The sequence below is a fragment of the Olleya sp. KJ81-1 genome (genome assembly GCF_055808135.1).
Genome location: NZ_CM147854.1, coordinates 2,923,195 through 2,941,852 on the forward strand (window position 1 = coordinate 2,923,195; position 18,658 = coordinate 2,941,852).

General features: G+C 32.1%; 16 protein-coding genes, 1 tRNA gene and 1 pseudogene. 10 read left to right on the forward strand and 8 right to left on the reverse strand.

Annotated features, from left to right (window positions below):
* Positions 1–47: 47 nt before the first annotated feature.
* Positions 48–3,074 (forward strand): reprolysin-like metallopeptidase, encoded by a 3,027-nt coding sequence (locus AC0L3M_RS13705; protein ID WP_473431134.1) that lies wholly within the window; start codon positions 48–50, stop codon positions 3,072–3,074.
* 53 nt (positions 3,075–3,127) lie between these two features.
* On the opposite strand, the gene pth is transcribed toward AC0L3M_RS13705, so the two are convergent.
* The 3 genes and pseudogenes from pth to AC0L3M_RS13720 form a co-directional block, all read right to left on the reverse strand.
* Positions 3,128–3,763, reverse strand: coding sequence for an aminoacyl-tRNA hydrolase (gene pth, locus AC0L3M_RS13710; protein ID WP_145005822.1), 636 nt, complete (start codon positions 3,761–3,763; stop codon positions 3,128–3,130).
* Between the two features lie 77 nt (positions 3,764–3,840).
* A pseudogene (locus AC0L3M_RS13715) lies at positions 3,841–4,477 on the reverse strand (50S ribosomal protein L25/general stress protein Ctc).
* A 52-nt stretch (positions 4,478–4,529) separates the two neighbouring features.
* Positions 4,530–5,471, reverse strand: coding sequence for a ribose-phosphate pyrophosphokinase (locus AC0L3M_RS13720; protein ID WP_145005828.1), 942 nt, complete (start codon positions 5,469–5,471; stop codon positions 4,530–4,532).
* A 144-nt stretch (positions 5,472–5,615) separates the two neighbouring features.
* Between AC0L3M_RS13720 and AC0L3M_RS13725 the strand changes: the two genes are divergently transcribed.
* A tRNA-Leu gene (locus AC0L3M_RS13725) sits at positions 5,616–5,695 on the forward strand.
* Positions 5,696–5,789: 94 nt separating this feature from the next.
* On the opposite strand, the gene AC0L3M_RS13730 is transcribed toward AC0L3M_RS13725, so the two are convergent.
* Together AC0L3M_RS13730 and AC0L3M_RS13735 are read right to left on the reverse strand one after the other, a co-directional pair.
* Complete coding sequence (locus AC0L3M_RS13730; RefSeq protein WP_341587295.1) at positions 5,790–6,800, reverse strand: LacI family DNA-binding transcriptional regulator; 1,011 nt, start codon at positions 6,798–6,800, stop codon at positions 5,790–5,792.
* A gap of 8 nt (positions 6,801–6,808) precedes the next feature.
* On the reverse strand, positions 6,809–7,780 hold the full coding sequence (locus AC0L3M_RS13735; protein WP_473431135.1) for a type I phosphomannose isomerase catalytic subunit: 972 nt from the start codon (positions 7,778–7,780) through the stop codon (positions 6,809–6,811).
* A gap of 157 nt (positions 7,781–7,937) precedes the next feature.
* On the opposite strand from AC0L3M_RS13735, the gene AC0L3M_RS13740 reads away from it, so the two are divergent.
* The 3 genes from AC0L3M_RS13740 to AC0L3M_RS13750 all read left to right on the forward strand — a co-directional run bounded on the left by AC0L3M_RS13740 (position 7,938) and on the right by AC0L3M_RS13750 (position 10,669).
* Positions 7,938–8,528, forward strand: coding sequence for a HupE/UreJ family protein (locus tag AC0L3M_RS13740; RefSeq protein WP_292943465.1), 591 nt, complete (start codon positions 7,938–7,940; stop codon positions 8,526–8,528).
* 117 nt (positions 8,529–8,645) lie between these two features.
* Complete coding sequence (locus AC0L3M_RS13745; RefSeq protein ID WP_028284186.1) at positions 8,646–9,077, forward strand: deoxycytidylate deaminase; 432 nt, start codon at positions 8,646–8,648, stop codon at positions 9,075–9,077.
* Positions 9,077–10,669, forward strand: a complete 1,593-nt coding sequence (locus AC0L3M_RS13750) for a S41 family peptidase (protein ID WP_473431136.1) — start codon at positions 9,077–9,079, stop codon at positions 10,667–10,669. Before AC0L3M_RS13745 ends, AC0L3M_RS13750 begins: the two co-directional genes overlap by 1 nt.
* Here AC0L3M_RS13750 and AC0L3M_RS13755 read toward each other — a convergent pair.
* The 3 genes from AC0L3M_RS13755 to AC0L3M_RS13765 are packed head-to-tail and all read right to left on the reverse strand — an operon-like array spanning position 10,666 to position 12,079.
* The gene (locus tag AC0L3M_RS13755) at positions 10,666–11,271 is read right to left on the reverse strand and encodes an FAD-dependent oxidoreductase (RefSeq protein ID WP_473431137.1); all 606 of its coding nucleotides are present in this window, start codon (positions 11,269–11,271) and stop codon (positions 10,666–10,668) included. The two genes, AC0L3M_RS13750 and AC0L3M_RS13755, sit on opposite strands and share 4 nt — an antisense overlap.
* Positions 11,271–11,468: a hypothetical protein gene (locus AC0L3M_RS13760; RefSeq protein ID WP_145005845.1), complete on the reverse strand. Its 198-nt coding sequence runs from the start codon at positions 11,466–11,468 to the stop codon at positions 11,271–11,273. Before AC0L3M_RS13760 ends, AC0L3M_RS13755 begins: the two co-directional genes overlap by 1 nt.
* A gap of 29 nt (positions 11,469–11,497) precedes the next feature.
* Entirely contained in the window at positions 11,498–12,079 is a 582-nt protein-coding gene (locus tag AC0L3M_RS13765) for a MarC family protein (protein ID WP_145005848.1), read from the reverse strand.
* A 154-nt stretch (positions 12,080–12,233) separates the two neighbouring features.
* Here AC0L3M_RS13765 and AC0L3M_RS13770 point away from each other — a divergent pair, with 154 nt between their 5' ends.
* The 5 genes from AC0L3M_RS13770 (at position 12,234) to AC0L3M_RS13790 (ending at position 18,608) form a co-directional block, all read left to right on the forward strand.
* Positions 12,234–12,803, forward strand: a complete 570-nt coding sequence (locus tag AC0L3M_RS13770; RefSeq protein ID WP_473431138.1) for a DUF3109 family protein — start codon at positions 12,234–12,236, stop codon at positions 12,801–12,803.
* Between the two features lie 749 nt (positions 12,804–13,552).
* Positions 13,553–14,533 carry a ribonucleotide-diphosphate reductase subunit beta gene (locus AC0L3M_RS13775; protein ID WP_145005853.1) on the forward strand — a complete coding sequence of 327 codons (981 nt, stop codon included), beginning with the start codon at positions 13,553–13,555 and terminating at the stop codon, positions 14,531–14,533.
* Positions 14,534–14,746: 213 nt separating this feature from the next.
* The gene (locus tag AC0L3M_RS13780) at positions 14,747–17,227 is read left to right on the forward strand and encodes a ribonucleoside-diphosphate reductase subunit alpha (RefSeq protein ID WP_473431139.1); all 2,481 of its coding nucleotides are present in this window, start codon (positions 14,747–14,749) and stop codon (positions 17,225–17,227) included.
* A 128-nt stretch (positions 17,228–17,355) separates the two neighbouring features.
* Positions 17,356–17,862: a hypothetical protein gene (locus AC0L3M_RS13785; RefSeq protein WP_473431140.1), complete on the forward strand. Its 507-nt coding sequence runs from the start codon at positions 17,356–17,358 to the stop codon at positions 17,860–17,862.
* Between the two features lie 86 nt (positions 17,863–17,948).
* Complete coding sequence (locus AC0L3M_RS13790) at positions 17,949–18,608, forward strand: lysostaphin resistance A-like protein (protein WP_473431141.1); 660 nt, start codon at positions 17,949–17,951, stop codon at positions 18,606–18,608.
* Positions 18,609–18,658 lie beyond the last annotated feature (50 nt).

Genomic DNA, 18,658 nt, shown 5'->3' on the forward strand with positions numbered 1-18,658 from the left:
AGAATTCTCATTATTTTAGTCTAATAATTCAACTAAAACCAGCTGTCATGAAAACAAGATTACTCAATTTATTTAAAATACTTATGATGCTTTCATTTGTATTTTCCTATGGTCAACAGGACTATTGGATTAAATCTACCGAAGCTAAAACTTCTAATTTAGAAAAAGTTAGACGTGCTTCTTTTCCAGATCATTATCAAGTATTTTCCTTAAACGTTGATAAATTTAGATTAGCAATTAAAGACGCTCCTTTAAGAGGTGAAAATATAGGTAAGTCTAATGTTATAGCTTACTTTCCTGATGCTACTGGTAAGTTAGAACGCTTTAGTGTTTCTGAATCTCCAATTATGGAGTCAGAATTAGCAGCAAAAAATCCGATGATTAAAACGTATAAAGCTGTCGGTGTTGATGATCCAACAGCTACAATGCGGTTTAGTTTAACTCAATTTGGATTACATACAATGTCATTGTCAGGAAAAAGAGGGTCATTATTTATCGATCCTTACACTGTTACTAATGACTTTTATATTGTGTATCAAAGAAGTGCTTTAGGTCAAGATTTACAAGGTTTTGAGTGTTTGACAGATGAAAACATAGAGCTTAGATCACTTACTAATGAAACAGCAAGAGCTTTAGCTGATACCGACGATATGCAACTTAGAACCTATCGATTAGCTCAAACCTGTAATGGTGAGTATGGAGCATTATTTGCTGGAACAGGAACAGATGCACAAAAGAAGCAAAATATTCAGGCTCAAATGGCAATTACTATTAATAGAGTAAATGAAGTTTATGAAAGAGATTTGGCTATAACACTAGTGTTTATTAATCAAAATGACCAATTGATTTATTATAACGCAGCGACAGATCCTTGGACAGGAGAGTTTAATACAAAAACACAACAAGTGATTTCTACAACATTAAATGATGAAAGCTTGTATGATATAGGCCATAATTTTAATACCTCTGGAGGAGGTAGTGCAGGTTGTTTAGGTTGTGTGTGTCTTGATGGTGCACCACCTTATACAGGGAATCAAAAGGGTAGAGGTTATACGGGACGACCAAATCCTACAGGAGACGCATTTGATATAGACTATGTTGCGCATGAAATGGGTCATCAATTTGATGGATGGCATAGTATGAATACTTGCAGTCGTTCAGGAAATGGTATGACAGAAGTAGAGCCAGCTTCTGGTAGTTCTATTATGGGTTATGCAGGTATTTGTGCTACTAACGTACAATCTAATAGTGATGCTCATTTTAACTATGTAAATATTAGAGATATCTCTGCTAATATCCAACCAGGAGGAACTAGTGATTGTGGTGTGACTATGGCGCTAACTAATCAACCTCCAGTTGCGGATGCAGGCTCTGATTATTCAATTCCACCAAGTACAGCTTTTGTTTTAAGAGGGTCAGCAACAGATCCTGATGGATTAGCAAGTTTAACGTATAATTGGAGTCCTAACGATCCGTCTCAGGCACCAACAAATGGAGCGCCACAACCAAATTGGACTACAGGTCCAATGTATAGATCTATATTGCCAACAGATTCTCCAGATAGATATATGCCAAGTTATAGCGATGTGGTTGCTGGTAATTTAACACCAACTTGGGAAGTGACTCCTGCTGTTGCAAGAACCATGAATTTTTCCTTTATAGTAAGGGATAATGCTAGTGGTTTTGCTAATGGTATTGGACAAACTGATGCAGATTTAATGGTGGTTGACGTTGTAGGCACGCAGCCATTTACTGTTGTTACTCCACCAGCTTGGGGTTCAGGAAGTGATCAAACTTTAATATGGAATGTTGGAGATACTGATGGAACGGTTATTAATTGCCAATCGGTAAATATTAAATTTTCGACAGATGGAGGTTTAACTTACCCAATAACTTTAGCATCTGGTACAGCTAATGATGGGACAGAAGTTGTGACTATACCTGCAATTGCAGACACAAATAATGCTAGAGTAATGGTTGAGGCTGCGGATAATATATTTTATGCTATGTCTAGCGTGTTTTCAATAAGTAATACGCCTTCTTTTGTGCTTAATAATGCTACAGGAGCTCAAGTTGCTTGTAGTATAGATGCGGTGGATTATACTGTAGATATGATTACTGTTAATGGTTTTTCAGAGACAACTAACTTCACGTCTTCAATCAGTCCAGCATTACCAAGTGCAAATGTGATATTTACACCTTCAAGTTTAAATACTGATGGAACAACTCTGGTAAGCGTATCTGGTTTACTAAGCGCTGCAGCTGGTGACTATACAATTACTATTACAGGTACGTCTGCTACACAAACTAAAGCAGTGGATTTACCTTTAACAATTATTGACGGTATCTGTGCATCTGTTGCTAATACAAGTTATCAAACTAGTACGACTTTAGTTCAATTTGCAGATATAAACAATTCTTCTGGTAAACCTTCTGGTTATAGTGATTATACAGGGTCTACTATTGCCACTCAAACAACGGATGTCAATAGAGGCTCTACTTATCCATTAGTAATACATCAAAATACAGATGGTAACTATACTTGTATAACTAATGTTTGGATTGATTGGAATCAAAATTGTTTATTTGAAGCAAATGAAACTTATGACTTGGGCTCTGCTATTAATGTAACAAATGGGCCTTCAGGAAATTCTGGACTAATGGTTACCGTTCCTTCTGATGCACTTATTGGAGCGACAACTATGCGTGTAACTACAAAGTATGCATCTGCTTCAAACTCTTGCGAAAATGGTCATGATGCTGAGGTGGAAGATTACCGTATTAATGTAATGGCATCTTTATCTGTTACAGAATTTACTGATTTTAGTAGTTTTAATGTGTATCCAAATCCTAATAATGGAGAGTTTGTTATCCAAATGAATAATAATAATTTGTCTAGTGATGTTAATGTTGTTGTTTATGATGTTAGAGGACGACGTGTTTTTAACGAGTCTTTTCAAAATTCTACTGAATTTAATCAAACTATAAAATTAAATAACGTAGAATCCGGATTGTATTTATTAAGTATTACAGACGGAAAGTCTACTGCAACTAAAAAGTTAATTGTAAAGTAATTTACTACTCAATATTTATAAATAAAAAAAGGAAGCTATTTAGCTTCCTTTTTTTATTTTCCATTAAAATTATTCATTGTATTATTGATTCCAGCAGTACCAAAAGATTTTACTATTTCTGCACTTTTTTCATAGCGTTCCGGAAGTTTTTTGTTTTCATCATCTTCCCATTCGCCTAATACATAATCAACCTGTCTTCCTTTGCTAAAAGCATCGCTTATACCAAATCTAAAACGATTATATTTAGAGGTGTTTAATTTTTCTTGAATGTCTTTTAGTCCATTATGTCCTCCATCACTACCTTTGGTTTTAATCCTGAGACTTCCAAAAGGTAGGTTTAAGTCATCTGTAATAACAAGTAAATTATCTAAAGGAATTTTTTCTTTAGTTAACCAATATAATACAGACTTACCACTTAAATTCATATAGGTACTTGGTTTTAGTAAAATAAATGTTCGGCCTTTATATCTAAAGGTTGCAACATCTCCTAATTTTTGAGTTTCAAATGTAATGTCCTCCTTTGTAGCTAAAAAGTCTAATATTTTAAAGCCTATATTATGGCGTGTATTCTCGTACTTTTCACCAATATTACCTAAGCCTACGATTAAAAATTTTTTCATGGGATCTAATTCTTCAATAAAATTTGAGGATTTATTGTTTGTAAACAGTTTAAAAATCCATTTAAGCATAATGTCTGTTTTTGTAAAAATAAAAAAAGCATCCTAAATTAAAAGGATGCTTTTTGGTATTTAATTTTAAAAGAAATTTAATCTTTTACTGCAGCTACATCATCTGTTTCAGTTGCTGGTACATCATCTGCATCTTCATCTTCATCTTCATCGTCTACAGTTACTGCAGCTCTAGAACGTCTTACTAAACACACAACAGTGTTGTCTGGGTGCATAAAAGTGTAAGCTTCGTTTTCTAACTTAGTGATGTATAATTTGTTACCGATTTTAAGATCTTCGATATTTGCATCGATAAAATCAGGTAAGTTCTCCTGGTAAAGCCTTAACACGTAAACTACGTTTGTTTTTACGTAAAACACCACCATTTCTTACACCTCTTGGGTTACCAATAAAGTTAAGTGGAATATCCATTGTGATTTCTTTGTCTTCAAATACTTGGTAGAAATCTACGTGTAAAATATTATCTGTTACAGGGTGAAATTGAATGTCTTGTAAAATAGCATTAAAAACTGTTCCACCTTCTAATTCGATTACAACTGTGTGCGCATTTGGTGTGTATACCAATTTAGAGAATGCTAACTCAGCTGCTGAAAAATGAACTGGTTTGTCTCCTCCGTATAGTACGCAAGGAACCTGACCAGCATTACGTAAGGCTTTTGTTGCTTTCTTGCCCACGCTTTCTCTTTGAGATCCGTTGATTGTAATTGACTTCATTTTATTATTTATGTTTAATTATTAAATACGTTGTTGATGTAGTTATACGTTACTACATTAAAAATTTTGAGCTAATTGATTTATTGTAATGTACATTTTGCATGACTTCGGCAAATAAATCAGCACAGCTTAAAACTTTTATTTTTTTACTTTCTTGCTTTAATGGGATAGAGTCTGTAACGATTAATTCTTCTAATTTAGAGTTCTCTATTCTTTCGTAAGCATTACCTGACAATATTGGATGTGTACAAATTGCTCTTACACTTAATGCACCACGTTCCATCATTAAATCCGCTGCTTTTGTAAGTGTACCAGCAGTATCTACCATGTCATCTACCAATACTACATTTTTACCAGTAACATCTCCAATTAATTCCATGTGTGAAATTACATTGGCTTTAGCACGTTGCTTGTAGCAAATAACCACATCACTTTGTAATGCTTTTGAATAAGCATAAGCACGTTTTGATCCTCCCATGTCTGGAGAAGCAATAGTTAAATTGTCTAGCTTTAAATCTTTTAAATAAGGTAAAAAGATGGTTGAAGCAAACAAATGATCTACAGGTTTTTCAAAAAATCCTTGTATTTGATCAGCATGCAAATCCATAGTAATAATTCTAGTAGCTCCTGCTGCTTCCAACATTTTTGCTACTAATTTAGCAGCAATAGGTACTCTAGGTTTGTCTTTACGATCTTGTCTTGCCCAACCAAAGTAAGGTAATACAGCTGTAATGTGTCTTGCAGACGCACGTTTTGCTGCATCAATCATTAACAACATTTCCATTAAGTTTTCTGAGCTTGGATTTGTTGATCCAATGATGAAAATACGAGTTCCTCTGATAGATTCTTCGTATGATGGTTGAAACTCGCCATCACTATAAGTTGATGTTATTACTTTGCCTAAATCTGATCCGTAAGCATGAGCGATTTTCTCTGCTAACGCTTTACTTTGCGTAATGGAAAATATTTTAGCTTCTGGCTTTGTGTTTGGCATTGTTAATCTGTTGTTTGGTAGGTTTTTAGGCTACATGATTTTTAATGAGGTGCAAATTTAGTATAATTTTTGAGCTTTAAAAGATATTAGACGCTATTTTTAAGGGATATTTCTAAAATATATTTATTTTTGTCATCTCAAATTGCTCAAGTGGCGGAATTGGTAGACGCGTCGGATTCAAAATCCGATTCTTCGGAGTGTGGGTTCGATTCCCACCTTGAGTACGTTTAAAGCCTTTATAATACTAAAATATAGTTTTATAAAGGCTTTTTTATTGGTTGTAATTAGCTGGTTGTTAGCCTGTTGTTTTGTTTGATCTTATTTTGAAGAGTCTCTAAATACAATATCAGTTTCTATAGTTTCAATGGTTGTATTTGTTATTTTCTTTTCTAGTTTATTGATTAAAAGTGTGGCTGCTCTTTCGCCAATAATTTCTCCATGTTGACTTATTGTACTTAATCTAGGATTGGAGTGTCTTGCTAAAATTCCGTTAGAAAACGCTAAAACGGATAATTCTGTAGGTATTTTAATGCCTTTTTCATGGGCTATTTTCATTGCAGCAATTGCTACGGACTCGTCAGAAGCAATAAGAGCATCAAAAGTATGGTCAAATAATGGTTTTACGACAGCTTCATGTTTTTTGTAATATATTTCATGAGTTGTTATTATAATGTCGTCGTCTTTTTCTAAATTATTATTTTTTAAACCAGCTAAATAGCCTTCATATCTTAGTTTTCCTATACTTAAGTCCATATTTGCGCCAGCAAAAGCTATTTTTTTACAGCCTTTATTTTTTAAGTAATTTACAGCGTTTACAGATGCCATAAAGTCGTTAGTGATTACTTTGTCACAATCTATGTCTTCAACAACGCGATCAAACATGACTAAAGGGATTTCTTTAGCAATACAAGATTTAAAATGATCAAAAGATGCTTCGGTTTCTGTTTCTTCAGCTACAGATAAGATAAAACCATCTACAACACCTGTGGACAGCATTTCTATCGTTTCAATTTCTTTGTTAAGCGAGTCATTGGATATACAAGTAATTATTTTGTAACCTTTTTTTGTAGCTGTTTTTTCTATTCCTTTTAATACTTGTGCAAAGTAATAGTTAAGCATGTTTGGAATGATAATCCCAATGGTTTTAGTGCGTTGATTTTTTAAGCTTAGGGCATTAAAGTTTGGTGTGTAATTTTTTTCTTTAGCGTAAGCTTTTATGTCTTCTGAAGTAGATTTACTAATCTCTGGGCTATCATTTAAAGCTTTTGAAACTGTCGAAATTGAAACACTAAAATGATTAGCTATATCTTTTAAAGTAATTTTTTTCATAGTAATTGTTATAAATAAACTTCTAGTAACTCACAAGATGTTGAAGATAAAGAAATGTTTTTAATACTAGCAGGAAGTAATACTGTTTCACCTTTTTTTAAGGTAAAAACATCCTTTTTCCACTCAATTTCTATGTTTCCTTCAACACATATATATATTATAAACGAATCTATATTGCTGTAATTTTTATTTAGTGTACCATCAATTTTAATAAAATTGCTTTTAAAGTAAGGTGAATGAACTAAATCATTAGATTGGTTAGTCGTTTTGTTATAGTTTGTTTTATAGCTCTCTTGTACTGAAAAATCTATAACGTCCTTTGCAAGTTGTGTATGTAATTCTCTTTTTTTACCAGTAGTGCTATCTGTTCTATCATAATCGTAAATCCTATATGTAATATCAGAGGTCTGTTGTATTTCGGCTAACAACACACCTGCTCCAATTGCATGTACACGACCTGTTGGGACATAAAAAGTATCTCCTTTACTTACAATCTCATGGTTCATTACGTCTAATATCTTACCATCCTTTAAATATTGTTCATATTGTTCTGGAGATAAGTTTTCTTTAAATCCAATGATTAATTCAGCCTCTTTTTCGGCTTGCATAACATACCACATTTCGTTTTTTCCAAAAGAATTGTGTCGTGATTTAGCGATTTCGTTACTTGGATGAACTTGTATTGATAAAGGCGTTTTTGCATCAATAAATTTAATTAACAAAGGAAAGTTGTTTCCAAATGTAGTATAAACGGTTTCGCCTAAAAAATCGCCTTTATATCTTTGGATTAATTGTTTTAATGTTAACCCTTGAAGTGGACCTTCTAGTACAATTGTTTCGTCATTATTAACGTCAGATACTTCCCAAGACTCACCTATCATGTTTTTGGAATAGTTTTTACCAAGCTCAGTTTTTAGTTTTTCGCCTCCCCAAATTCTGTATTTATAATGCGGTTGAAATTTTAAAGGATATAATTCCATAGGTATAAAAGGTGGTGTTTAGAGTTCAAATTTACCAAACTATCGCTATATTTTATAGTTTTTTACTAAACTCTTTTTTTAATCTGTATCGTGCTTATAATTTGGCTAGCGTTTTTGTTTTTATGTATATTTACCACAACCCTAAAACTTAATTTATATGTTCCAAGAATTTTGGATAAATGTACAGTATGGTATTAACCATGTATTAGATATCAACGCTTATGACCATGTTTTATTTTTAATTGTTTTGGCAGTGCCATATCTTTTTAAAGATTGGAAACGTGTATTGTGGCTAGTTACAATGTTTACTGTTGGTCACACAATCTCTTTGATTTTGGCTAGTTACGGAAAAGTAAAAATAGATGGTAATTTAATTGAGTTTTTGATTCCTGTTACTATATTAATTGTAGCTGTTTACAATGTCTTTACAGCAGGTAAGATTGCTAAAAGCCAAAAAATTGGACTTTTGTTTGTGTCTACCTTGTTTTTTGGTTTAGTACATGGTTTTGGTTTTGCTAGAGAGTTTAGGATGAGTTTAGATCAAGGCGATAGTAAGTTATTGCGACTTGTAGAGTTTGCATTAGGTATAGAGATTGCTCAAATTATAATTGTTTTTGTAGTCTTGTTTTTAAGTTACATTTTTCAAACTGTATTTAGATTTTCTAAGCGTGATTGGGTTATGGTAATCTCTGCAATTGTTGTTGGATTAGTAATTCCTATGTTGTTAAACAGTCCGTTTTTAGGTTAAGTATCATTAAAATTTTCATAAACTTCATATTTAAAATTGTGATTAAAATATGAAGCGAGTATCTTCGTTTATATCTAAGCGCATCATTTTATGCGTTATAATTTCTATTACCTAATTATGTCAGACTTAAAACAACTCAAATACGATAAGGCTTATTTAAGAATAGCTACAGAATGGGGTAAGTTATCCTATTGCAAGCGTAAACAAGTAGGAGCTGTTATAGTTAAAGATAGAATGATTATTTCAGATGGTTATAATGGTACACCAAGTGGGTTTGAAAATTTTTGCGAGGACGAAGAGGGTTACACAAAGTGGTATGTTTTACATGCAGAAGCTAATGCAATTTTAAAAGTAGCGTCTTCTACACAATCTTGCAAAGGTGCAACATTGTACATTACAATGTCACCATGTAAAGATTGTAGTAAGCTAATACATCAAGCTGGCATAATACGTGTAGTATATAATCAAGGGTACAAAGATAATTCTGGCTTAAAATTTTTAGAAAAAGCTGGAATAGATATCCAATTAATCGAACAATTAGAAGACTAATGTCCAAATCCAAAACATATTTTCCTTTAATTATAGGTGTTGCAATTGCGGCAGGAATCTTTATTGGTGGAAAATTAAATTTTGGTGATTCATCAGACAGATTATTTACATCTAATAGTAAAAAGGATAAACTTAATAGGTTAATAGATTATATTGATTATGAGTATGTTGAAGATGTAAATACCGATAGTATTGTAGATGTTACCGTTAATGGGATTTTGGGGAATCTAGATCCTCATTCAGTTTATATTCCAAAAGAAAACATGCAAAAAGTTGCCGAAAACATGAAAGGTAACTTTGTAGGTATTGGTATTAATTTTTACACATTTAAAGATACCATAACAGTTATTAAAACTATTGAAAATGGTCCAAGCGCAAGAGTAGGTATTGTTGGAGGTGATAGGATTATATCTGCAAATGGCGAGTCGCTTTTAGGTGGTGGTTATGATAATGATACCTTGATTGATAAGCTAAAAGGTGAACGCTACACACAGTTACTTTTAGAGGTTTTTAGAAAAGGAGAGCCTAAGCTGTTGACTTTTAATGTGACTAGAGATGAGGTGTCAATTAAAAGCGTAGATGCAGCATATATGCTAACAGATAAGTTGGGTTATATTAAAATAAACCGATTTGCAGAAAGTACTTTTACAGAATTTAAAAAAGCATTACTAAATTTAAAGAAGCAAGGAGCAACCAGTTTAGCTTTAGATTTAAGAGGTAATCCAGGTGGTTTTTTAGAAGTAGCTGTAAATATTGTTGACGAGTTTTTGGAAGATGATAAGTTAATAGTTTACACTAAAAATAAAAAAGGAAAAGAAGATAGGAGCTATGCAACTAAACGAGGTGACTTTGAAAAAGGACAGGTGTATGTAATGATAGATGAAAGCTCTGCTTCTGCCTCAGAGATTATTGCAGGTGCTTTGCAGGATAATGATAAAGGGACTATTGTAGGTAGACGTTCTTATGGTAAAGGATTGGTGCAACGCGAAATGAAATTAGGAGACGGAAGTGCGGTAAGACTAACAGTGTCTAAATATTATACACCAACTGGTCGATCTATACAACGATCTTACGACAATGGTAACCGAGATTATTATGACGATTATTCTGATCGCCTAAACAGTGGAGAGCTTTTGGATGAAAGTAAAATTGAAGTAGCAGACTCCTTGAAGTATACAACACCAAAGGGAAACATTGTTTATGGTGGAGGTGGAATAATACCTGATGTTTTTGTTCCGTATGACACTAAAATGCTAAACGAAACCTTGACTTTTTTAGAAAAAAGAGGATTATTAAATAATTTTATTTTTGAAGAGCTAGAAAAAGAACGTAACGTTTATAAAAACATGTCTAGGCAAGACTTTTTTAATAACTTTAAAATTACGGACGAAGTTGTAAAATCTTTCGAAGATTTTTTAAAAATAAAAACACGCTCTAACATCGTATTTGTAGCTTATAAGGAAGAGGTTAAACATTATTTAAAAGCCACTCTAGCAGAACAGTTATATGGTTTTGGTGCTTACTTTAAAATATTAAACAAGCATGATATAATGATTGATAAAGTTATTGACTTATCTAATAGTGCAAATTAAATTTTATCGTGCACCTTAGTGTGTTTGCCATTATTCCATAAAGTTAAAATATCGGTTCCTACATGTGCTCCACTTCCGGAAGCAATAGCAAACTGACTTCTCCAACCAGCCAAAGTTCCAGCAACATAAAGGTTGTGTTTTATTAAATGGTCTGTGTTTTCTAGCCAAATCCTATCTTTTTCAATCGCAGCTTTTGGATGTGGTTTAACGTAGTTTTCTAATCCAGATATGGTTAATAAATTAGTGTAACCAACAGCAATAACAACACGTTTTGTTGAGTAAGTTTTTTTGTTTGTAACAATGCTATAGCCAGATTCTGTTTCAATAACTTGTTCTGCTTTTTCCTTGTCAATTTGTATAACTTCAGGATATAATTGCGTTAATTGTAATATGCCTTCTTCAAGTAAGTCCTTTCCTAAAGTGCCTGGTTTAAGTCCTAAAACATTATTAAATAATGCATTTTGTAAATGCGAATTTTTTTGATGCGTAATTAATGCAACTTTTTTTCCTTCAGCAAAAGGTTTTTTAAGTCCAGAACCTAAAATTAATGCGCAAGATAATCCTGCAGCTCCAGCACCAATTATTATAGTATCAAAATCCATTAGCTTTTACTTTTAACTTCTATTTTTTTAGAAATACGTAAAATATGTACTAAGCAAATAGCACATAATGAGGCTAGTATGGTGATTATTGCAACAATGCTTTTTCCTTCAAATAATGCAGAAAAATTAAGGTTTGTAGCATTATATATTATTAAAACAACAGATATTATAGTTGTGATGTATGTAAATAGTTTCATTAAAATAAATTTTTATAAAAATACAACAATTAGGTTAAAAGTACTTTGATATTGTCGGTAAACAGTTTGACAGCAATTGCTAATAAGATGACTCCAAAAACTTTTCTAATAATGCTAATTCCGTTTTGACCAATAAGGCGCTCAATGCGTTTAGATGTTTTTAAAACAATGTAAATTACAATCACGTTTAAAATTACAGCTATAATTATATTTTTAATATCATACTCAGCACGTAAAGACAGTAATGTAGTTAAACTACCTGGTCCAGCAATTAGCGGGAAAGCTAACGGAAACACAGATGCAGTTAAAGGGTTAGTGTCTTCTTCTTTGTATAGGGTTATTCCTAAAATCATTTCTAAAGCAATAAAAAATAATATAAATGATCCTGCTACAGCAAATGAGCTAACATTAATACCAATAAGATTTAATATGCTTTTTCCTAAAAATAAAAATGAAATTAATATAATTCCAGCTATAATTGACGCTTTTTCACTTTGTATATGACCAACTTTTTTACGCAAATCAATAATTATTGGAATGTTACCTACAATATCAATTACTGCAAAAAGCACCATAAATACAGTAAATATTTCTTTAAAATTTATTGGCATAACGTATAATTTTAATTATTTAATTTTTTTGCAAAAGTAGTCTTAATTCATTGAATTTTAGTGCTAAACAATGAATAAGTTTCTAGTTTTAAAATTATAGCGCTTACTTTATTTAGATGCTTTATATTTGTAAAAAAATAAGTTAAGTTATTTTATGTTTCAATTAGGTAAAACTATAGTGTCTGAGGCTATAATAGAAAAGGATTTTATGTGTAATCTTTCTGCATGTAAAGGCGCATGTTGTATTGATGGAGATGCTGGTGCACCTTTATCTAAAGATGAAGCTCAAATATTAAAAGACATTTACCCAAAAGTAAAACCGTATTTACGTAAAGAAGGTATTGCAGCAATTGAAGCTCAGGGAACGTCTATTGTTACCGATTTTGGAGATATAGAAACCCCTTTAATTAATGGTGCAGATTGTGCGTATGTTATTTTTGATAAGAAAAAAACTGCGCTTTGTGGTATTGAGGAAGCCTATAATCAAGGCGATGTAGATTGGAAAAAACCAGTCTCTTGTCATTTGTATCCAATAAGAGTTAAGGATTATACCGAGTTTTCTGCTGTTAACTATGATAAATGGGATATTTGTGATGATGCTTGTACCTTAGGTAAAGAATTACAAATACCAGTTTATAAATTTGTTAAAGAAGCACTTATTAGAAAATTTGGAGAAGATTGGTATACAGAGCTTGAAAAAGTTGCCGAAAAAATGTCTAAATAATTCGGCTCTGCCAATAGCTTTAAGTCAACTATAAAAATTATACTTTAATTCTCTTAAAGAAAAGTATAAAAAGCTTTACTATTTAAGGCTAAAATCTCATCTCTTTTTAACTTAATTTAAAAGGGAAAAGTGAGATGATTTTGTAATGCTCCATTCAAATAAAAACAATTTTTTTTAACACTATTTATATCAAATTTTGATACTAATTGGCGTTTGTTATAAAATACGTTTTATGTGCTTTTAGTAGCAACGTTTTTGTGGTGCTAATTGTAATATTTTACAAAGTAATAATAATCTCAGTTTCATTTTTTTATGCCATGTACGTATTATATTTTTAATAATGCAAACAAAACAAAACTTTTAGGTTTAGTTGTATGTCGCTGATAAATAAGATGCTACAAAAGTATTTTTTGTTAAAGGTTACATAGTGACTAGAGTGTTAGTCAGTTAGAAGTGTAGTATGTATTTTAAATTTGATGTAAAAAAAACGACTATTAAATTACAACTTATTTTTGTTTGTTTAGGTGTTTTAAGCGTTTAATTTCAATGTTAAAAAAATATTAAAATGTTAAAAAATCCGAAACATCAACAACAGCCACTTGTAGACCTACATTTCAACAATCGATGTTAAAAACTTTGAAAACATTTAGCTTAAACAAGCTTTTTAAATCATAGATTATTTCCAATCTTTGTTAGTCCCAAGTCAAAGCAAATAATCGCATATTATAATCACAGAAAAACATAGTACAATGTCGCAAGAAGTAGAGCCAATTTTAGCAGAAAATAAAGATAGATTCGTAATTTTTCCTATTCAACACCATGATTTATGGGAGTGGTATAAAAAATCTATGGCTAGTATTTGGACAGCAGAAGAGATTGATTTACACCAAGACATTTCAGATTGGAAAGAAAAATTAAATGACGACGAGCGTTACTTTATCAAACATGTTCTAGCATTTTTTGCTGCTAGCGATGGTATTGTTAACGAAAATTTAGCTGAAAACTTTGTAAACGAAGTACAGTACAGTGAGGCAAAATTCTTTTATGGTTTCCAAATTATGATGGAAAACATACACAGTGAAACGTATTCATTATTAATTGATACTTATGTTAAAGATGAAACTGAAAAAAATGGCTTGTTTAATGCTATTGAAACGTTTCCAGCTATTAAGAAAAAAGCAGATTGGGCACTAAAATGGATAGAATCTCCTAGCTTTGCTGAACGTTTAATTGCGTTTGCAGCAGTAGAAGGGATTTTCTTCTCAGGTTCATTTTGTGCTATATTTTGGTTAAAAAAGCGTGGTATTATGCCAGGTTTAACGTTTTCTAACGAGTTGATTTCTCGTGATGAAGGAATGCACTGTGATTTTGCAGTACACCTTCATGAAAACCACTTAGTCAATAAAGTGCCAAAAGAACGTATTAAAGAAATCATAGTAGATGCCTTAAACATTGAAAGAGAATTTATAACAGAATCTCTACCAGTAAGTTTAATTGGTATGAATGCTAATTTAATGACTCAGTATCTTGAGTTTGTAACCGATAGTTTATTAGATGACTTAGGTTGCGATAAGGTATATAATACCGCTAATCCATTTGACTTTATGGAAATGATATCACTACAAGGTAAAACTAACTTTTTTGAAAAAAGAGTTGGTGATTACCAAAAGGCTGGTGTTATGAACAAAGAAGTTGATGAGGATAAATACAATATGGATTTCGACTTTTAATACCGAAATCTAATCGTAGATAATTTTTATTGGATTATTTAGTTGTTATAGCATTGCATGCAACGCTTAACAAACTTTTTATACCCAACCCAAAAAAATAATTAATACTTAAATAACTAACCTATTGAAAAACAGGTTGGTCTATATTTAGGTCAAGAAGTTAACCCCTTTTCTGAAAGGCAAATCAGAAAAGAATAATAAACAGTGTAAAGTATGTATGTAATTAAAAGAGACGGAAGAAAAGAGCAAATAATGTTCGATAAAATAACTGCTAGAGTGCGTAAATTGTGCTATGGTTTAAACGAACTTGTAGATCCATTAAAAGTTGCTATGCGTGTAATCGAAGGATTATATGACGGAGTTACTACTAGTGAACTAGATAATCTAGCTGCAGAGGTATCTGCAACAATGACAACATCTCATCCAGATTATGCACGTTTAGCTGCTCGTATATCAGTATCTAACTTACACAAAAACACTAAAAAGACATTTAGTGAAGTCATGCATGATTTATACATGTACGTAAACCCAAGAACAGGAAAAGAAGCTCCTTTATTATCTGATGAGGTGTATAACGTCATCATGGAGAATAAAGATAAATTAGACTCGACTATTATATATAATCGTGATTTTAGTTATGATTATTTTGGGTTTAAAACTTTAGAGCGTTCATATTTATTAAAACTAAATGGGAAAATTGCCGAAAGACCACAGCATATGTTAATGCGTGTTTCTATAGGTATCCATTTAAACGATTTAGAAGCAGCTATCGAAACATACGAGCTGATGTCTAAAAAATATTTTACACACGCCACACCAACACTTTTTAATTCTGGTACGCCAAAACCACAAATGTCTTCATGCTTTTTATTAGCTATGCAAGACGATAGTATAGATGGTATTTACGACACATTAAAACAAACTGCTAAAATATCACAATCTGCAGGAGGTATTGGATTGTCAATCCATAATGTACGTGCTACAGGTAGTTATATTGCAGGTACAAATGGTACTAGTAATGGTATTGTACCAATGTTAAAGGTGTTTAATGATACTGCGCGTTACGTGGATCAAGGTGGTGGAAAGCGTAAAGGTAGTTTTGCAATGTATATAGAGCCTTGGCATGCAGACATCTTTAGTTTTTTAGATTTAAAGAAAAATACAGGAGCGGAAGAGCTACGTGCGCGTGATTTATTTTACGCCATGTGGATGCCAGATTTATTTATGGCACGTGTCCAAGATAATGCAGAGTGGACATTAATGTGTCCAAACGAATGTCCAGGATTATCTGATGTGCATAGCGAAGAGTTTGAAGCACTATATACTAAGTATGAAGCAGAAGGTAAAGGACGTAAGTCTATAAAAGCACGTGAGCTTTGGGAGAAAATTTTAGAATCTCAAATCGAAACAGGTACGCCTTATATGTTGTATAAAGATGCAGCAAACCGTAAGTCAAACCAGAAAAATTTAGGGACTATTAAGTCATCTAACTTATGTACAGAGATTATGGAGTATACTTCTAAGGATGAAGTTGCTGTATGTAATCTAGCGTCAATAGCGTTACCAATGTTTATTAAAAACGGAGAATTTGACCATAAAGAGTTGTTCCGTATTACTAAGCGTGTTACTAAAAACTTAAATAAAGTAATTGATCGTAATTACTATCCTGTTAAAGAAGCAGAAAATTCTAACTTCCGTCATAGACCAGTTGGTTTAGGTGTGCAAGGATTAGCAGATGCGTTTATTAAATTGCGTATGCCTTTTACTAGTGATGCAGCAAAAGCATTAAACCAAGATATTTTTGAAACCCTTTACTATGCTGCTTTAACAGCAAGTATGGAAGAAGCAAAAGTAGATGGACCATACCAAACCTATGAAGGATCACCAATTAGTCAAGGACAATTCCAACACAATTTATGGAATATCCAAGAGGACACTTTAAGTGGACGTTGGGATTGGGATAAATTAAGAAGCGATGTTAAAAAACATGGTGTGCGTAACTCATTATTAGTAGCACCAATGCCAACAGCATCTACAAGTCAAATATTAGGTAATAACGAATGTTTTGAACCTTACACCTCTAATATTTACACACGTCGTGTATTATCAGGAGAGTTTATTGTAGTAAATAAGCATTTACTTGAAGATTTAGTAGACTTAGGATTATGGGATGATAATCTTAAAAACGAAATCATGAGAGCTAACGGTTCTGTTCAAAATGTAGATATTATTCCTCAGGACATAAAGGATTTATATAAAACCGTTTGGGAGTTAAGCATGAAAGATATTATTGATATGTCTAGACAACGTGGTTATTTTATTGATCAATCACAATCGCTTAACTTGTTTTTAGAAGGTGCAACTATGGCTAAACTAACATCTATGCATTTTTACGCATGGAAAAGCGGTTTAAAAACAGGAATGTACTACTTAAGATCTAAGAGTGCAGTAGACGCTAAAAAAATGACGGTTACAAAAATAAAGAAGGCAGAACCAGTAGAAGTAAAAGCTACGGTTGAGGTTGCGGAAAATGATAGTGTAGCTCAAAAACAACAAAAAGCAGCTAATACAGCAGCTAAGTTTGCAAATACATCTAGTGCAGAAGCAGAACCAATGACACCAGAAGAAATGAAAGCTTTAATCGCTCAAGCTAAAGATGCTGAAGGTGATGATTGCTTAATGTGTGGTTCTTAAATAAAAAAGCAGGTATACAAACTTGCTAGTATTAAGTGTTATAATAAAAAAAGCATCCACATTCGGATGCTTTTTTTTGTTCAAAAACTACAATAAATACTATATTACTAAACCAAAGTAAAGTGTTAATGGAAATACCGCAAAGTATAATATTACAATCAGAATGTAAACATTGTGAAACACCAGCAAAGGAAGAAGCCTCTTTTTGTTCTGAATGTGGATATCCAATAAAGGGTAGCGATCAGGATATTGCAAAGTTTTATGCTAAACGCGTAATGGATAAGCGTAAAACGGACAATGCTTACGAGAAAATAAAATCGGCAAGAAAAACCTTATTCATAATTGCAGGTATTATTACTGTATTTGGTTTTTTTATCTATTATAAAACTGAAGATATAGTGCCTTTAAGCATTAACTTGGTTGTTAGTATTGTATACGTTGTTTTGGGTTTTTGGTCTAAACAACGACCTTTAATAGCCTTGATTTTAGGATTATTGTTATATCTAACTTTACTAATTATTACAGCTATTGCAGATCCTTTAACATTAGTAGCAGGAATAATCTGGAAAATATTAATCATTGGATATCTAGCCAAAGGGATTTACTCGGCATCCTCAATTAATAAAGTTGCGTAATGTCTATTTTCTGTAAAAATTGTAATTATATTTTTGAAACAGAAGTTAAATTTTGTTCGCAATGCGGACAGTCTGTTGTAAAAAATGTGTCTACTAATAAGCTTAAAAAGGTGTCTACCATTATTGGTTTTTATATAGCAATGTTGGTTTATATGTTGTTAGTTTATTACATAGATATCACGTTTCCTAATAATTTAGAGGCCGAAATTATTACAGTTATAGGCTTTGCGTGCATTGTGATTGGTTTTGCGTCGTTTGATTTGCAACCCGTTTTACAATTATACAACTACAAAGATTTAAAACTTAAGCATCTGGCTTTTGCGATTGTTACACCAATATTAACAAGCACTTTTGTTTACTTTTTTATTGGGTTTATTAATAGTTTTGTTGCGGATGGCGCATCTGTAAACTATTTTCAAGAGTATTTGTACTTGGATTATCCTTTATTGTGGGCAACACTATTTATTGCGTTAATGCCAGCAGTTATAGAGGAGTTGGCTTTTAGAGGCGTCTTGTTTAATGCCTTAAAAGAGGTGACAAGTACAAGGCTTACTATAATAGCGACAGCGTTTTTATTTGCGGTAATTCACTTTTCAATATTTTCTTTTTTATGGATTTTTCCTTTTGGATTATTGTTAGGGTTTTTAAGAAGTCGCTATAACACACTTTGGTTAGGCATGATTATTCACTTTATCCATAATTTTATAATCTTAATGATTGATTATTACAATTTTTATAACTTTTAGACACAAAAAAAAGCATCCAAAATTGAATGCTTTTTTTAAATATATGTTAT

Bases quoted from the DNA above. Each gene is read 5' to 3' on its own strand.
- AC0L3M_RS13740 (WP_292943465.1), top strand. From the start codon at position 7,938: ATGTTCCAAGAATTTTGGATAAATGTACAGTATGGTATTAACCATGTA.
- AC0L3M_RS13755 (WP_473431137.1), bottom strand. From the start codon at position 11,271: ATGGATTTTGATACTATAATAATTGGTGCTGGAGCTGCAGGATTATCT.
- AC0L3M_RS13745 (WP_028284186.1), top strand. From the start codon at position 8,646: ATGTCAGACTTAAAACAACTCAAATACGATAAGGCTTATTTAAGAATA.
- AC0L3M_RS13720 (WP_145005828.1), bottom strand. From the start codon at position 5,471: ATGCCAAACACAAAGCCAGAAGCTAAAATATTTTCCATTACGCAAAGT.
- pth (WP_145005822.1), bottom strand. From the start codon at position 3,763: ATGCTTAAATGGATTTTTAAACTGTTTACAAACAATAAATCCTCAAAT.
- AC0L3M_RS13735 (WP_473431135.1), bottom strand. From the start codon at position 7,780: ATGGAATTATATCCTTTAAAATTTCAACCGCATTATAAATACAGAATT.
- AC0L3M_RS13765 (WP_145005848.1), bottom strand. From the start codon at position 12,079: ATGCCAATAAATTTTAAAGAAATATTTACTGTATTTATGGTGCTTTTT.
- AC0L3M_RS13760 (WP_145005845.1), bottom strand. From the start codon at position 11,468: ATGAAACTATTTACATACATCACAACTATAATATCTGTTGTTTTAATA.
- AC0L3M_RS13775 (WP_145005853.1), top strand. From the start codon at position 13,553: ATGTCGCAAGAAGTAGAGCCAATTTTAGCAGAAAATAAAGATAGATTC.
- AC0L3M_RS13705 (WP_473431134.1), top strand. From the start codon at position 48: ATGAAAACAAGATTACTCAATTTATTTAAAATACTTATGATGCTTTCA.
- AC0L3M_RS13785 (WP_473431140.1), top strand. From the start codon at position 17,356: ATGGAAATACCGCAAAGTATAATATTACAATCAGAATGTAAACATTGT.
- AC0L3M_RS13780 (WP_473431139.1), top strand. From the start codon at position 14,747: ATGTATGTAATTAAAAGAGACGGAAGAAAAGAGCAAATAATGTTCGAT.
- AC0L3M_RS13730 (WP_341587295.1), bottom strand. From the start codon at position 6,800: ATGAAAAAAATTACTTTAAAAGATATAGCTAATCATTTTAGTGTTTCA.
- AC0L3M_RS13750 (WP_473431136.1), top strand. From the start codon at position 9,077: ATGTCCAAATCCAAAACATATTTTCCTTTAATTATAGGTGTTGCAATT.
- AC0L3M_RS13770 (WP_473431138.1), top strand. From the start codon at position 12,234: ATGTTTCAATTAGGTAAAACTATAGTGTCTGAGGCTATAATAGAAAAG.